Here is a 15,500-nt window from a genome sequence, read left to right as displayed (position 1 = left end):
GGCGATCGACTTGGCGCTGTCGAGCAGCTTCTGCAGCGAGGTGATGCCGGTGTTGGCGGCCTGGAGCACCTGCACGCCGTTGGCGATGCCATCGAGCAGGTTGTTGATGTCGCTGGCGCGGTTGTCGAGCGACTGTGCGGTGAAGAAGTTGGTGGGATTGTCGAGCGCCGAGTTCACCTTCTTGCCCGTCGAGAGGCGGGACTGGGTGGTGGCGAGCAGGTCGGCGGTGGACTGGAGGGAGAGCAGGTTCTGACGAACCGAGGAGGAGAGAACGATACCGGACATACTGTTACCTTTCTGGTAGCTACGCGTCCTGTCTGATCGAGATTGATCAAACGACGGGCGCACGGTGCGTCCAAGCCTCTAACAATCAGTGAAATGAAATCCCGGGTTTGTCTGCGTCGGGGCTCGGAGGGCCCCTCCGGAGGCCGAAGTCCGGACTGCGCTCGAAACCAGCGCCTTGAAATCGTTCAATTTTCCGCGACGGCGGCCGACGTTTACAACCCGTTAACCACATTCAGCAAGGATTGGATCCAAATCAGGGCCGGCAGCCGTCATTCACGGGGCACGCGCGAGGCTCGTTACAAAAGGGTTGATGGAGAACAGGCATGGCTCTCAAAGTCGAACTCAAGCCGCACGAACGCATCATTGTCGGGAATTGCGTGATCACAAACACCGACCAGCGCGCCCGCCTTCTGATCGAGGGCGACAACGTGCCGATCCTGCGCGAGCGCGACATCCTCACGCCGGAGACCGCCGATACGCCCGCCAAGCTCGTCTATCTGGCGGTCCAGCTCATGTACATCTCACCGGATCCGCAGACCCAGCACGGCACCTATTTCAACCTGGTGCGGGACATTGTCACCGCGGTGCCGAGCGCCTGGCCAATCATCGAGGGGATCAACAACCACATCATGAGCGGCGATCTGTACCGGGCCCTGAAGGACGCCCGCAAGCTGATCGCCTACGAAGACAAGCTCCGGGACCAGTACGAGGCCACGCATCCCAAGAACGACGTCAGCTCGGCTGCCTGAGCACGCTTCGCATCTCGAGAGAAAACGCCCCGGATCAGGTCCGGGGCGTTTTCATTCTTAAGCTCTCTGAAGTCACTGCGCCGCGAGCGGCGGCGCCTCGACGTCGATCAATCCGCCACCGCTCCGCCGTCCGCCGAACTCCAGCACGGCCGCAACCAGCGCATCGATGTCCGTTTCGTCCGTGCGGTGATTGACGATCGCGGCGCGGATCGCGAATTTTCCGGCCAGCGTCGTGATCGAGGGCGCCGCGACACCCGCCTCCTGGATGTCGGCGACGATCTCGCGATTGATCTCATCGTCGGCGCGGTAGCGGAAGCAGACGATATTGAGATTGACCGGCGCCAGCAATTCCAGCCGCGGCTCGGCCAGCACGCGTGTCTCCAGATATTTGGCGAGAGCGCAGCTTCGCGCGATCACCGCGCCCAGCCGGTCGGTGCCGAACGTCTTCAGCGTGAACCAGGTCTTCAGCGCGCGGAAGCCGCGCGACAGATCGGGCCCGAGATCGCAGGGCCAGACCGCGCCCGCCGCAAGCCCCCTCGCCTCGCGGCGCAGATAGGCCGCCGGCTGCGCAAAGGCCTGCCGATGCCGTTCGCCGTCGCGCACCAAGAGGAAGCCGGCGTCATAGGGCACCTGCCCCCATTTGTGGAAGTCGAGCGCAATTGAGTCCGCAAGCTCGATGCCGCCGAGCAGCGGCCCGAGCTCGGGCGAGAGAATCGCGAGCGCACCGAAGGCGCCATCGACGTGAAGCCAGATTCCCTCCTCGCGGCATAACTGCGCGATTGATTTGAGATCGTCGAACGCACCGATGTCGACCGTGCCGGCGGAGGCGACCACCAGGAACGGCCTGAAGCCGACTTCGCGATCGATCGCAATCTGCGCGCGCAGCGCGGCAACGTCGATGCGATGATCGGCGTCGATAGCGATCTTGCGCAGCGCATCGGTGCCGAGCCCGGCCATATCCATCGCCCTGGAGATGCAGCCATGCGCGGCCTGCGACGTGTAGGCCGCAAGCAGCGCGCCGTCATTGCCGATGCCGTGCTGTCGCGCCAGCGTCCCGAGCGCGGCGGTGCGGGCCACCAGCACCGCCATCAGGTTGGCCATCGACGTGCCCGTGACGAAGATGCCACTCGCACTCTCCGGGAAAGCGAACAGGCGGCGCATCCACGCGACAATCTGGCGCTCGACTTCGATCGGCATGTGATCGCGTCCGCCGAGATTGGCATTGAGGCTGGCTGCGAGCATCTCCGCGAGCATCCCGACCGCAGTGCCGCCGCCATGCACCCAGCCCATGAACCCGGGATGGACGTTGCCGGTCGCATAGGGCGCGATATGCTCGGCGAATTCGTGATAGACATCGGCCAGATCGCTGGCCTCGCGTGGCACGTCGGCCTTCAACGCCGCGCGGACGTGGTCGGGGATCGGCTGCCACACCGGACGCGTGCGGACGTTGGCGATGCCGTCGATCGCCTCGTCCAGCATGCGATGGGCGAGCGCGCGAAATTCGCTCCAGTCCTGCGGATCAAGGGAAGTGCGCGTTACGGCTGGTTGCGCGTTGCGGATGATCTCATTCATGCTGCACTCGCCTCGCCCGCTCTTGCATGCCGCGACAGCATCGCCGTGAACGCCGCAAAGATCTTGCGCATCTGCGGCGGCTTGTACGGAAATACGATCGGCGGATCCATATTGTGCACGACGGCCGTGTTGTCGGCTTCGAAGACCAGCAGCTCGCGGTCCTGGTTCTCGGCACAATCGACGATGAAATAATCGAGGCCGACGCGCCTGCTCATCTCGTCGAGCGCGACTTTGTGGCGCGCAGCGAAGGCATGGTCGAAGTCGAGCATGAATTCGGCTTCTTCGGCCCGCTTCTCATCGCTGAACGCCATGTAGGCGTTGAGATACCAGATGTCCCAGCGCTCGGCGATCGCCATGTGGCAGGCGTAAGGCTTGCCGTCGACCATGGCGAGACGATATTTGCGGTAAAGCCCGTCGGGACTCACATAGTTGACGAAACGCGCGACGAAGAAGTCCTGCTCCTCACGCTCGACCAGATAGGCAGCGAGCGCCGACGCATCGTCGAGCTTCGCGAGCCCGACGCCGGCATGCGTGCCGCGCGGCCGCGCGATCATCGGGAAGTGCAGTTCGCCCGCGATCTCCTCGCAAGCGATCCGGCCCTGCACGAGATCCGACAATTGCGCACGCGTCGCGTGGACGGTCGCGGGAATGTCGAGGCCGGGAATACCTGTCAGCAGCCGATACAGCTTGTCGCGGTCGAGATTGCCGATCAGATCGGGGCGATTGAGCAGCGGCCGCGGCCAGTGCGGCGCGGCCTTCTCGATCAGCGCGAGCGCTTCCCGGCATTCCTCGGAATCGGACGCGACCACGATGGCGACGTCGTGATCGGGCAATGTCTCCGGCAGGCCGACGCCCTTGACGACATACAGCGTCAGCAGTTCGATGTCGGAGCCTTCGAGCAGGAATTCGATCGGGGTGTTGCCGCCCATGTCGATATCAGCCGCGAGCGCGAGCACGCGCAGGCGGGGTTTCGGGATCGCACATGGTGTGCGAAACAATTGGTGGAAGGAGAGCACCTCGGTCTGGATCACGAGCCCGGCCTCCTTCTCGCCGAGAAGCTGGGCAATGAGCGACAGATCCAGGCCTTCGCCCGCCTCGGCCGTGCCGTCCGCGATCCGCGCCAGGAGTTGCTCGCGCAATGGATGCAGATCGCCGCCCTCGAAGGCCCGGCGCGTCAACTGCGCAAAGCCGATGCGGTCGGCATAGTTCGGCGTGGAAACAGGATGCAGCATCTTACACCTCGAGCACAGACTTCCCCGGCGCAGCCACCGCACGGTCGAGCAGCAGCTCGATCTTCACCAGGACATGGGCGATGCGATCGAGAACGTGCTGTACATTGCGTTGCGCCTGCGCCGGATCCGGCGACCAGGCCTCCGTCACGAGCCGGGCGCCGACGCAGAGGCGCAGCACGGACTGTGGCGCCTCGTTCGGCCGCTCGAGCCGAACCGGCTGGCCGATCTGGCAGCGCTGCACGGCGATCTGCCGGTCCGCCGCGCTGCCGCTGATCTCCTCGTTCATGTCGCGCCCCAGCGCCCGATGGACGGCGCCGGTCTCGGCAATCGAGACCGGCTTGCCATCGCGCAGCAGCGTGAACGGAAAGATCGTGGGGTGCGCGAACTCCTCGTCGTCCGCGGCCGCCTTCTCGGTTGCGGTCGGAACGGCGCGAAGCGACGGCGACAACGCGATCATGCTGCCGATGCCGGCGGCGAGCTCGGCCAGCATCTTGGCGCGGAAAGCTCCGGGCATCGCGTAGTAGCTGCTGATCTCGGCCAGCGCGGCCTCCCAGCGCAGCCATTGACCGAAATTCGGCCGGCGCTCGAAGCGCGAACGCAGTGCCGTCCAGGCCATCGGCCAGTCGCAGCGGCCGGCATAGTCGAAAAAGCCCGGCGCGATCCCCTCAATCCGGTCAAGCGATCGCGAAAGCCCTTTCGGCACCAGCAGCGCGCCGCTGAAGGCAGGCCCGCCGAAGAATTTCGAGCCGGTGATCAGCACCATGTAGCCACGGTCGAGATAGGACCGCAGCCGGCGGCGGCCGAGCCGCGCCTGACAGGCATCGACGACGACCTGAACCTTGCGTGGCCAGCGCTTGGCGATCTCGTCGAGGCAGGCCTCGCTTGGGGCACGCCAGCCGAGTTTTGACGAATCCATGATCTGCAACAGAACGCGGCGATCTTGCGCGAGGCTGTTCTCGATTGCACGCATGACCGCAGCATCCGCATCCGCGCGCATCGCGACGTCGGACGCGGCGTCGAGCAGCGGCACCGCGATGCTGTCGCCGGCGAGGCCCACGACCGCGGCGTCCTTGCGCACCGCAAGGCCGCTTGCCGTCATCCAGTTGAAATGGTGCCCGCGCGCAGCATGAGGCGTGCCGCTGCCGGTCTGGTCGGCGCCGACCACGATCGTCACCGGCGGCGCGCCGAGCGCAGCCCGTGCCAGGAACAGGGCATGGAGCTGGGAGTCCGTGCCGGATGGGGAGAACACGATTTCGACGCGCGGCGAGAGCTGGAGATGGCCGCGCAACTCCTGGCGCATCTCCTCGCAGCGCGCGTCGAAGGCAATCTCGACCTCGTCGAACAGGCACTTGTGCATCAGCTCTTCCCGCGCCAGCGCGGCACGGTCATAGGCGAATTGCGAGATGGTCGACGCGGTCGAGGAGGCGAAATTCCAGATCTCCGGCTCCGGCGAAGCCGCGCAGCCATAGGCATTGACGCGATCTTCCGGATCGAGCGCCAGCCGCGGATCTCCGCCGGAGACGAGCAGCGTGTCCAGTGGCGTGAAGAGATCGCGCAGGCGGTAGCGCGAGCCGCCGTCGAACCTGCGCTCGGGGACCGGCAGACGGGATGCGCCGGCGCTCATGCCGGATGGCTCACGCCGCATCGGCCGCCGCCGCAGGCGATGGCGCGAATTGCGAGGCGATGTCACCGTGGACCACCGACGGCCCGACGTGATCGAGCGAGCTCTGGATGTCGGTCCAGCGCTTGCAGAAGGCGAAGTCCTCGGAGAGATATGTGCGTGTCGCCGGAGCGATGCCAAAGCACGGCGTGGCCACCACCCGCTGCATCTCGTCCGACATTGACGGCTCCGCCCCCGCTCAAATCCTCACCAAGAGGTAAAGAGGCATGGTTAACGGCGCCTTAATGCGCACCTACAGGAACTTGACGAGCGAGAGCTGCGCGAGGTTCGAGGTCACCTGGTAGGACGCCTGAAGCGCGTTCTGGAGCGAGAGGATCTCGCTGGCGACCTGGTCCGGCGAGGCCGACTCCGCCTGGTCGACGATGGACTGGAGCTGCGCCTTGGCCTGCGTCTGGCGCGTGCTTGCGTCCTTCATCGTGTTCTGGGCCATCGCGAGGTCGGTCTGGATGTCCTCGAGGCGCTGCTGGCCGGGTTGCTTCGTCAGCGCCTGCGTCACCCGCAGGCTCAAGGCGGCGACCTGCCCGCCCGAATACTGCCCGGTCGGCGAGGTCGAGAACGTCCCGAACACAGCGATCGCCTGCAACTGTTGGCGGATCGCGTCCTCGTCGGCCTGCGCGCCATATTGCACCGTGACCGAATCGTCGACCCGCGCCACCGCAGTCGAGCGCGCCGAGCCGGGCCCTTCATTGCCGGTGTACCATTTCACGGTATTGGCCGAGCCGTTGACCAGTGTCGTCGCCCCGCTTGCGGGCGACGAGCCGACGCGCAACGGCGGCTGCGTGGCGGTGATGGGCGAGGAGCTAAAGCCTAGCGATCCGAGCGCGGCGGTCGCGCCCGGGGTCGAGCCCGAGATGTTCAGGCTCGCCGCATCGTCGGTGTTGATCGTGATCACGCCGCCATGAATCGTCGACGGCTTCGAGGTGCCCGTGATCGAGTCGATCTTGCTCATCAGTGTCTGGATGCTGTCGCCGACGTTGAGCTGGTTGCCGGTCGCACCTGAATTCACGAAAATCAGCGTGGTGCCGTTGACACTGATGGTGTCGCCGGCGGAAAAGCCCGGCGCAATCGAGTCCGGTCCACTTGCGGCCGCGAGTGCCGTCGCGCCCGTGGCTATGTTCGATGCCGGCAGGGCGATCTGATTGGTGACCGCCGAGGTCCCGGTCACGGAGCTTGCCGTGTTGAAGAAATTGTCGCCCGCCGTGACCGCTGACGCCGCCACGAGCGAGGTGCCCGCGAGCTTCTTGATCGCGGTGTTCAGCGCGGTGTTGAGACTGGTCTGGGTGTTGGCCGGGTTGACCGGAACGCTTGCATCGATCGCAAAGCTGCCGACGGGCGTCGGCGTGGCGGTAGACGCAGTCAGGTCGATCTGCTCGGTCGAGCCGTCGGGCAGCGTGAATTGAACGCTCAGCTTGTCGCCATTGTTCGGATTGGTGCCGTTGAGATTCACCGAGAATGACACCGGCGAGCCGCTCGGGCCGGTGACCGTCGCGCCCGTCAGCGTCGAGGAGACCGCCGCGATCTTGAGCCCGAATGGCGATCCGGCAACGTCCTCGGACACCTGCACCGCGCCCGACGGCAATGACGTCTGCACCAGCCGCCCCGTGCCGGCGCCGAGGTCGGCGGCCTGGCGTTCCGCCATGACGGTCTTGAAGCCCGCCTGCGTGGTGGTGCCGTTGATGATGTCGCCAGCATTGGCAACCGACTGCGTGTTGAACGCCGTCCCGGAGAACAGATAGCGGTTGCCCGACTGCGTGTTGAGAACACCCACCATCGAGCCGAACTGCGCCGCGGCTGTGTTCTGCGCGACGGTCTGGCCGTTGACGTTGAGATCCTGCGCGGTACTTGCGGAGCCGGTCTGCACCGTGTTGCGGATGGTCGTGAGCGACTGGAGCGCGGTATTGGCAAGGTTGATGTTGACGTTCACGTTCGTGATCGTGTCGGTATAGGCGGCAATGTTGGAGAGCTGCGAGCGCCCGGCGATCGCAAAGCCCTCGTTGGTGCCCATCCCGGAATAGTTCTGCGACAGCTTGCCGGTCGACAGCTGCGTCGACAGGTCGGTGAGCTGCTGGTTGATGTTGCGGATCTGTGCGCCGAGAACCGAGGAAGAGTAGTTGATGCTGCTGATCGACATGTTTCAGAGCCCTGTTACTTGTTACACTTGAGCCTGGAGCAACGTGTTCATCATGCTCTGCACCACCGACATCACGTGGGCGTTGGCGGCGTAGGCATTCTGGAGTTGGATCAGGTTGGACATCTCCGAGTCGAGGTTGACGCTGGAGGTCGAGTTGAACTTGGCCTGAAGCGTCGAGACCACGACGCTCTGGCCCTGCTGAAGCTGGGTCGCCTGCGTCGCCGCATTGCTCTGCACGCTCAGGAACTGCTGGAGGTAGTTCGAGACGCTGCCGGTGAACGGCTGGCTCGACGAGCCGAGGCCGGTCTGCGGCGAGTAGGAGAACACCGCATTGGTGAGCTGCGAGTAGAGAAAGTCCGAACGCGTGGTGTCGCCCGCAGGCGTCGTCGGCGAGGTGTTGTAGACCGACAGCCTGGTCGGATCGTTGGCCAGCTGTGTATTCACGGCGATGCGTCCGGCAAGGCCGGTCATCTGCGAACCGGATGCCGTGATCGCGCCGGTGTAGAGCGCCTGGCCGCCGTCGGTGAACAGCGGCAGTTGCGGATTGCCCGAGGTCAGCGACGAGATCGTTTTGGTGATCGAAGACGTGTTGACCTTGGTAAGGCCGGTGTTGTCATCGGTGACCCGCAGCGTCGTGGCGGTGGCCGGCGACGGGGCGGCGGAGAATGTCAGATGCGCGCCGGCAAGCGCCGTGTTGAGCGCAGACGCGATCGCACCCATGCCGCCGGAGAAGTTGACGCCGACCTGCATCGGGTTGGCATTGGTGGCATTCTGCAGCGGCAGCGCCGCCGGATCGGTCACGTTGACCAGCGTGATCTGGCGCTGCGTGTTGGTTGTATCCGTATAGGTGATGTTGATGCTGTTGCCCGGCGCTGCGCCCGCAAGGTCGAGGTCGAAACCGGCCGGCGGGCCGGAGACCGTGCTGCCGGCCGTGGTCTTGTCCGAGAGCGCGCTCGACATCGCGGCGGCGAGCTGGTCGATCTGGTTCTGCGCCTGCACCAGCGTCTGGTCGCGCAGCTTGAGATCGGCCGCGATCTGGCCGGAAGACACCACGTTGTTGGCGACGACGTCGACCTGTGAGCCGTTCGGAAGCTTGATGTTGAACGCACCGACACCCGACTTGGCCGGATCAATGTCGTAGAGCGAGGTCGCCGAGAGCGCGCCGGTAGAAGCAAAGGTGAACTGCGAGGCGAGCCCGGCGCCGACGAGCTGGATGCCGGTGGTGGTGAAGATGTTCGCCTGGTTCGATCCGTCGGTGACGACGTGGACGTCGACATATTTGGAGAGAGTATTGATGGCCTGATCGCGCTGGTCCATCAGCGTTGCCGCGGACGGATCGTTCGCCGGCAGGCCCTGGAGCCTGGTATTGATGTCCGCGACCTGCTGCATCGCCGTGTTAGCCTGCTGCGCCGAGTTGCCGAGATCCTGCTCGGCGTTGGAGCGCAGCGACTGGATGCCCTTGGTGGTGACGTTGAGCTGCTGCGCCAATGCCTGCGCCGCTCCGACGGCAACGGTCTGCGCCGAAGACGAGCCCGCGCTCGTCGACAGCGCCTGGAGCGCCGTTGTGAAGTTGTTCAGCGCGGTTTCGAGTGTGCCGCTGCCGCCGGGATTGCCATAGACATTCTGAAGCTGCTTTAGGATGTTGGCCATCTGGTCGGCGTAACCGCTGCCACCGGTCTCGGTGCGCAGCTGGTTCAACACATAGGCGTCGAGCTCCCGGCTGACGCCGGTGGTCATTGCCGTCGAGCCGAAGTCGCCGGTGGTGACCTCGATCTGGTTCGCCGTCTGGACGACGTAACCGGGCGTCTGCGAATTTGCGACGTTCGAGGAGACGATCGAGAGCGCGGCCTGGTTGGCACGCAGACCGCTCATCGCACTGGCGAGGGCTGAACTCAAACCCATGTTGACTAGCCGCCTTTGGTTACGTTACGCGCCGATCAGCGCAATACGTTCAAGAGGTCCTGCACCATCGAATTCGCGGTCGTGATCACCTTGGTGTTGGCCGAGTAGGCCTGCTGGGTCACGATCAGCTTGGTGAATTCGTCGGCGATGTCGGTGTTGGATCCTTCCAACGACGAGCCCGCAATGGTGCCCGAGGCCCCCGCGATCGCCGGACCGGATTGGTCGGTCACGGCATAGGCGCCGCCGTCCATTGCCTTCAGGTAGTTGGTGCCGTTGAAGTGCGACAGCGTCACCGCCGCTAGGTTGAGGTTCTGGCCGTTGGAGAAGGTGCCGACCACGAGACCGTTGTTGCTGACGGCGACCGAACGCAGCTGACCGGCGGAGTAGCCGTTCTGCGTGATGGTGTTGATGGTGACCGCGCCGCTCGTGCTCGCATATTGCGTCAGCCCGCCGGAGGAGATGTTGAAGGAGAGCGAACCCAGCGACTGGCCGCTGACGGTGACGTTGTTGATGGTGATGCCCGAGCCGCTCGGCGAGGTGAGCGAGCCGTCGCCGGCAAAGGTGAAGGCCTGGCCAGTATTGACCCAGCCGACCTGCGTGCCGGTCGCGTTCGGATCGGTCTGGTAGAACATGTTCCAGGTATCGGCATGGCCCGCTCCCAGCGAGGCACTGTCGGTCTTGGCCCAGCGCAGTTGCAGGTTCACCGGCGTGCCGGCAGCGTTGTAGGCGGTCACCGCGCCACCGCTGATCGATTCCTTGGTGAAGGTGGCGATATCGTTGCCGATCACCGTGCCGGTGCCGGCAGTGCCGCCGCCGTCGCGGTTCTTGGTGATGGTCGAGGTGAATCCGAGCGCGGCGAAGGCTGCGCTGTTGGAGCTGGACACCGACAGGTTGGAGGCGGTGCCGGTGTTCAGGGTGACCACGCCGCCGCTGCCGACCGACGACCCCGTTGCACCGGCGAGAAAGTCTATCTTGCCGAGCAGGGTCGTGATGTTGTCGGTGATGTTGATCTGGTTCGCACCCGATGCGCCCGAGGCGACGAAGGCCAGCGTCTGGCCGTTGACAGTGATAGTGTCGCCGGCGGCAAAGCCGGACGAGAGCACTTCGGCGCCGCCGGCCGTCGCACTCCCGCTCAGCACCGTTGCGCCCGTGATCGCGGGCGTGGACAGCACGTTGCCGCCGCGCGTCACGCTGCTGATGCCGAGCGCCGTGGCTGCGGTGCCGCTGCCTATCGACACGTCGCTCGTCGTGCCGCTGGCGATCTGGATGTTGCCGCTGGGGGTCAACGTTGCAGTGACGCCGGTACCGCCGGCGGTCTGGATCGCGTTCAGGATGCTGGCAACCGTCGCCGTCGTGCCGGCGCCAAGGCCGATCGTGGTGTTGCTGCCACTGGGCGTGACAGTCGTGCTGTTGTCGAAGGTGATCGTATTGCCGTTGATCGTCAGCGTCTGGCCGGCAAGTCCGGCGAGAATGCTGGAAGCAAGATGAACGCCTGCGGCGCCATCGAGCGACGTGGTCGTCGATGCCGCAGCCGAGGAATTGTTCTGAAGCGCAGTCGTGCCCGTTGCACTTGTCGACGAGTAGGCCGTGCGAATATTGCCCGTGGCCGCAGCGCCGGAGGCCGTGGCATTTGCATAGGGCGCAGGCGGCGTGCCCACCGCCAGCGGGTTGGCGGCGAAATCGGACGGGTTCAGGCCGCCGGCCGCCAGCAGCGAGCCGCTTGCCGCCGTCGAACTCGCCACCGTGTTCGGCTGGGTCGGCAGGTTCGCCGCATACTGGATTGAAGTCGTCGCCTGCGCCGGGATGAAGTTGTTCTGGAATTGCAGCACCGTCGGCACGCTGCCGGTCGGATTGCCGGTCTTCGGGTCGACCGCGACACCCATCAAGTAATAGCCGGCGCCGTTGACCAGATTGCCGTTGGCATTGACCTGGAAGTCGCCGCGGCGGCTGTAATAGGTGACGCCGTTGAACACCGGCACGTTGTCGACGATGCCGTTCGCCTTCTGCACCGCGAAAAAGCCGTCGCCGGTGATCGCCATGTTGGTGGCGACGCTCGAGCCCGAGATCGTGCCCTGCGTGGTGATGGTGGCCTTGGCGTTGGCCGTCACGCCGCCCGCGACCTGCTTGCTCGGCACCGAGGAGTCGGGAATAAGATCGACGAAGCTGGTCCCGATGCCCTTGTAACCGGTGGTGGATGAGTTCGCGATGTTGCCGGAAATGTTCTGCAGCGCATAGGACTGCGCCTGCAGGCCACCCACCGAGGTGTTCATTGCATCGAAGATACCCATAACTTTGTCTCCAGATCCGATCTCGGCGGCCGCCGGACCCATGGCCGCATTCGGAGGAGACTTCGCAAGGCCTGTGCCAATGCGGGTATTCTCAGGAAATCAATGACTTAAACAGGAATGCCCCGGTCGGATGACCGGGGCACAATTGCCGGGCCGGCAACAATTGCCGGGATCTCATGGCGGTTTCGAGCGAAGTGGCTACCGGTTCGCGTGAGGAAAGCGCGTCAAACTAAAGAGCCTTACGTCGCCGACGCCGCAGCCGGGTGGAAGACCAGCCCGAAGCCATCGATGCAGTAGCGCAATCCAGTCGGCTTCGGACCGTCGTCGAAGACGTGACCGAGATGGCCGCCGCAGCGCCTGCAATGCACCTCGGTGCGGAGCATGCCGAAAGTGCGGTCCTCGGTCTTGCCGACGTTGCCCTCGATCGGCTGATAGAAGCTCGGCCAACCCGTGCCGCTCTCGAATTTGGTGTCGGACGCAAACAGCGGCAGGTCGCAGCCGGCGCAGGCGAAGATGCCCTTGCGATGCTCCTTCAGCAACGGGCTGGACCCGGGCCGCTCGGTGCCCTCTTTACGCAGGATCTCATATTGCTGCGGCGTGAGCTGGGCACGCCACTCGGCGTCGGTCTTCTCAATCTCGAATTTTTGCGCGGCCTTCTCTCCAGCCTCAGCAGGCGATGCTCTGAGCCAGCGGAAGGCCGAAAGGCCGAACAGGCCGGCGACAGTCGTCAACAGGATGCGGCGGTCAAACATCTCATTCTCCGTGCGCGGGGAGTCCACGCCCTGAGATACGGGCTCTAACGGCCGACGTTACACTTCCGGGCGGGATTTTTCTCGATTTATTGCGAGACGCTGTTGTCCCGCGAGGCCGGTTCCACGGCCTCGGCCGCAGGTTTCGGCGGAGGGGCCGGCCGCGGCCGGACACCGGGCGGCGGACGGCGCGGACCGGTGCCGGCGGCCCGGTTGGCTTCGGCCAGACGGGCTTCGCGTTCCCGGTCCTTGATCCGCGCCCGCTCGCGGTAGCGGGCGAGCGAGCCTGCGGCGGCTGAACTCGTCCTGGTCCAAATTCCCACCAATTGGCCCGCCACCCGTCCGGTCGCGCCCCCTGCCCAGACCAGTTCGAACGGCGAGAACAGCCGCCAGCGCTCGTCGCCCCGCAAGATGCTGCGCGCGATCAACTGTCCGGCCATGGCCGAGGTGTTCATGCCCTGACGGCCGAATCCGCTCGCCACCCACAGGCCTTTGCGCAACTGGCCGATCTGCGGCATGCCGTGCACGGTCTGGCCGGTGGCGCCGCCGAACGTATCGGTAATCTCGACATCGCCGAGTTGCGGGAAGATGGTCCGGATCCGCCGCCTGATCGTGCCCGCAAAGCGCTGCGGACGCGCGGCCCAGGTGGTCTCGGCGCTCTCCCACATCAGGCGGTCGCCATCGACCACACGGAAATGATCGACCCCGTCGGAATCCATCACCGATCCCTTGAAGACCATGATGTCGTGCACGCGCTCGCCAAGCGGCGCGGTGATTCCGGCATAGCGCCAGACCGGCAGCAGAGTCTCCGAGAGCCGCTTCAGCGGCGCGCCGAGGTGGATATTGCCGGCGAGCACGATGTGCGTGGCGCGCAGCCGCGCCGAGGGCGTGACGATGCGCTTGCGGATGCCGGAATGATCGATGCTGACGACCGGCGTATCCTCGAAGATGCGGGCGCCTGCCCGCCGCGCCAGTGCTGCGAGGCCGTGCACATATTTGCGGCCGTCGACCTGGAACGCCCGGGGATAGTAGACGCCGTGGAAGTAGCGATCGGTGTTGAGCACCCCGCGGATGCGATCGGCCTGCCAGCCCTCGACCTCGGTGTCGAAATCCTCGTTCAGCATCTGCAACCGGCTGATCAGCCGGTCGCCGGCATCGACGTTGGAGACCACGAGCACGCCGTTGCTCTGGGCGATCCCCGGCATGTTCTCCTCGGTGGCGTTGGCCCGGACGAACCCGGCGCCCTCCTTCGACAGCGTCCACAATTCGCGCGCGTCCTCGAAGCCGATGCGCTCGATCAGTTCGGTGAGCGGCAGCGCGAAGCCCGGCATCACGGTGCCGAGCTGGTTGCCGGAGGCGTTCCAGCCGATATGGCGGCCTTCGAGCACCGCGACGCTGGCCCCGAGTCGGGCCGCCTCCAGCGCGATGGAGAGCCCGGCCAGCCCGGCCCCGATCACGCAGATGTCGGCGTCGAGGTCGAACGACAGCCGCGCGCGCTCGGGAAAGCCGGCTTCTTCCTGGGACACGCTTGTGAAAGTCTCGCTCATGTCGTTTTCTTAGAGCATGATCCGGAAAAGTGTGCAGCGGTTTTCCCTCGCGACAAACGCGGAACGCGTTTGCGCGGAGATCATGCTCAAAACAATAACCTAAAGCGCGATGACGATTCGCCCTAATCTCATCGCGCTTTATGGACTAATCGGGCGCTTGTCACCTAGTCCTCAACCGCCGCCATTATCCTGAACCGTAACGATTCGAGAATTCCATGCGCCGTTTGCTGCTGCTGCGTCATGCCAAGACCGAGACCGACGCGCCAAGCGGCCGTGATCAGGACCGCCGGCTCGACGACCGCGGCCACAAGGATGCTGCGCAAATCGGCGACTGGATCGCCGCCCATCCCCCCTTCCCCGAGACCGTGCTGGTGTCGCATGCCGTCCGGGCCCGGCAGACCTGGGACGTCGCCTGGGAGACGATGAAGGACCGCGTCGCCGCGCCGCAGGTCGAGGTCCTGCCGGAACTCTACGGCGCCGATCCCGCGCAGATCCTGGCCTCCATTCGCACTGCAACCGCTCCCGCCGACCCGAAACAGCTGCTGCTGATTGCCCACAATCCCGGCATGCACGAGGCCGCCCTGATGCTGATGGGCGGCGGCGATTCGGCCGGCGCCAAGGCGCTCGCCGACAACTTGCCCACGGCGGGGCTTGCGATCTTCGATTTTGACGTCAAGGATTGGGGTGACGTGGCCTACCGCCGCGGCAAACTGGTGCAGTTCGTCAGCCCCAGGCTGCTTCGATCGAGTTGAGACGCGCGGACGCGGTCTCGACCGGTCGATCCAGCTCGAACGCAAGCTGACTGGAAGATTTGGAGGCGCAGATGTTCAAGTCCATCCTCGTGCCCATCGACCTCGCCGACACCGACCTCGCAAAGCCGGCGATCGCGACCGCGGCAACGTTGTCGCAGACCTGGAGCGGCACCGTGCGCCTGCTCAACGTGCTGCCGATGACGCCGGTGATGCTGGCCGAATATGTGCCGGCCGATTTCGACGAGCAGCAGCGCCAGACCTCGGAAGAAGCACTCGCCATCGTCGCGCGCGAATCCGGCATCGAGGCAGGCCGTATTTCCAGCGTGGTGCGCCAGGGTGGCATCTACCACGAGATCCTGGAGGAAGCCGTGCACATGAAGGCCGACCTGATCGTGATGACCTCGCACCGGCCGGCGATGCGCACCTATTTCCTCGGCTCCAATGCCGGGCATGTGGTGCGGTACGCGAAGTGCTCGGTGCTGGTGGTCAGGCACTGAGCGTTGCACGCAGTTCGTAGATGGGGTAACGGGCCCCGGGCAGCCTTCCAGCCAAGCCGCGCTAGCTACGGCGCTATTTGTGGCGCGCGTCGCGCGGCTTGGTTGGAAGGCAAGC

12 protein-coding genes and 1 pseudogene are annotated in these 15,500 nt (G+C 65.1%); 3 read left to right on the top strand and 10 right to left on the bottom strand.

Features of this window, described 5'->3' with window-relative positions; translation table 11 throughout:
- Positions 1 to 285, bottom strand: a pseudogene (locus tag IVA80_RS10915) (flagellin); the annotation flags it as partial.
- 323 nt (positions 286 to 608) lie between these two features.
- Between IVA80_RS10915 and flbT the strand changes: the two are divergent.
- The gene (flbT, locus tag IVA80_RS10910; protein WP_247429024.1) at positions 609 to 1,034 is read left to right on the top strand and encodes a flagellar biosynthesis repressor FlbT; all 426 of its coding nucleotides are present in this window, start codon (positions 609 to 611) and stop codon (positions 1,032 to 1,034) included.
- A gap of 72 nt (positions 1,035 to 1,106) precedes the next feature.
- Here the strand turns inward: flbT and IVA80_RS10905 are convergent, their stop codons facing one another.
- The 9 genes from IVA80_RS10905 to IVA80_RS10865 form a co-directional block, all read right to left on the bottom strand.
- A complete protein-coding gene (locus tag IVA80_RS10905) occupies positions 1,107 to 2,606 on the bottom strand; it encodes an aspartate aminotransferase family protein (RefSeq protein ID WP_247429020.1) in 1,500 nt (499 codons plus the stop codon).
- The gene (locus tag IVA80_RS10900) at positions 2,603 to 3,838 is read right to left on the bottom strand and encodes a hypothetical protein (protein WP_247429018.1); all 1,236 of its coding nucleotides are present in this window, start codon (positions 3,836 to 3,838) and stop codon (positions 2,603 to 2,605) included. The genes IVA80_RS10905 and IVA80_RS10900 overlap by 4 nt, the downstream gene beginning before the upstream one ends.
- Position 3,839: 1 nt before the next feature.
- Entirely contained in the window at positions 3,840 to 5,483 is a 1,644-nt protein-coding gene (locus tag IVA80_RS10895; protein WP_247429016.1) for a hypothetical protein, read from the bottom strand.
- A complete protein-coding gene (locus IVA80_RS10890; RefSeq protein WP_247429027.1) occupies positions 5,473 to 5,679 on the bottom strand; it encodes a hypothetical protein in 207 nt (68 codons plus the stop codon). The genes IVA80_RS10895 and IVA80_RS10890 overlap by 11 nt, the downstream gene beginning before the upstream one ends.
- A gap of 72 nt (positions 5,680 to 5,751) precedes the next feature.
- Positions 5,752 to 7,650 (bottom strand): flagellar protein, encoded by a 1,899-nt coding sequence (locus IVA80_RS10885; RefSeq protein WP_247429013.1) that lies wholly within the window; start codon positions 7,648 to 7,650, stop codon positions 5,752 to 5,754.
- A 21-nt stretch (positions 7,651 to 7,671) separates the two neighbouring features.
- Positions 7,672 to 9,552, bottom strand: a complete 1,881-nt coding sequence (flgK, locus tag IVA80_RS10880; protein WP_247429010.1) for a flagellar hook-associated protein FlgK — start codon at positions 9,550 to 9,552, stop codon at positions 7,672 to 7,674.
- A gap of 35 nt (positions 9,553 to 9,587) precedes the next feature.
- A complete protein-coding gene (locus tag IVA80_RS10875) occupies positions 9,588 to 11,840 on the bottom strand; it encodes a flagellar hook-basal body complex protein (RefSeq protein ID WP_247429008.1) in 2,253 nt (750 codons plus the stop codon).
- 239 nt (positions 11,841 to 12,079) lie between these two features.
- Positions 12,080 to 12,592: a peptide-methionine (R)-S-oxide reductase MsrB gene (gene msrB, locus IVA80_RS10870; protein ID WP_247429006.1), complete on the bottom strand. Its 513-nt coding sequence runs from the start codon at positions 12,590 to 12,592 to the stop codon at positions 12,080 to 12,082.
- Between the two features lie 86 nt (positions 12,593 to 12,678).
- Positions 12,679 to 14,136, bottom strand: a complete 1,458-nt coding sequence (locus IVA80_RS10865) for an FAD-binding oxidoreductase (protein WP_247429003.1) — start codon at positions 14,134 to 14,136, stop codon at positions 12,679 to 12,681.
- 215 nt (positions 14,137 to 14,351) lie between these two features.
- Between IVA80_RS10865 and IVA80_RS10860 the strand changes: the two genes are divergently transcribed.
- Complete coding sequence (locus IVA80_RS10860) at positions 14,352 to 14,888, top strand: histidine phosphatase family protein (RefSeq protein WP_247429000.1); 537 nt, start codon at positions 14,352 to 14,354, stop codon at positions 14,886 to 14,888.
- A gap of 71 nt (positions 14,889 to 14,959) precedes the next feature.
- Positions 14,960 to 15,385 carry a universal stress protein gene (locus IVA80_RS10855; RefSeq protein WP_247428996.1) on the top strand — a complete coding sequence of 142 codons (426 nt, stop codon included), beginning with the start codon at positions 14,960 to 14,962 and terminating at the stop codon, positions 15,383 to 15,385.
- The last annotated feature ends 115 nt before the right edge of the window (positions 15,386 to 15,500 follow it).

This window comes from Bradyrhizobium sp. 139, from assembly GCF_023074175.1.
Classification (GTDB): Bacteria; Pseudomonadota; Alphaproteobacteria; order Rhizobiales; family Xanthobacteraceae; genus Bradyrhizobium.
The sequence above is the reverse complement of the archived record's forward strand: the minus strand, read 5'-3'. Positions and strand labels throughout refer to the sequence as shown.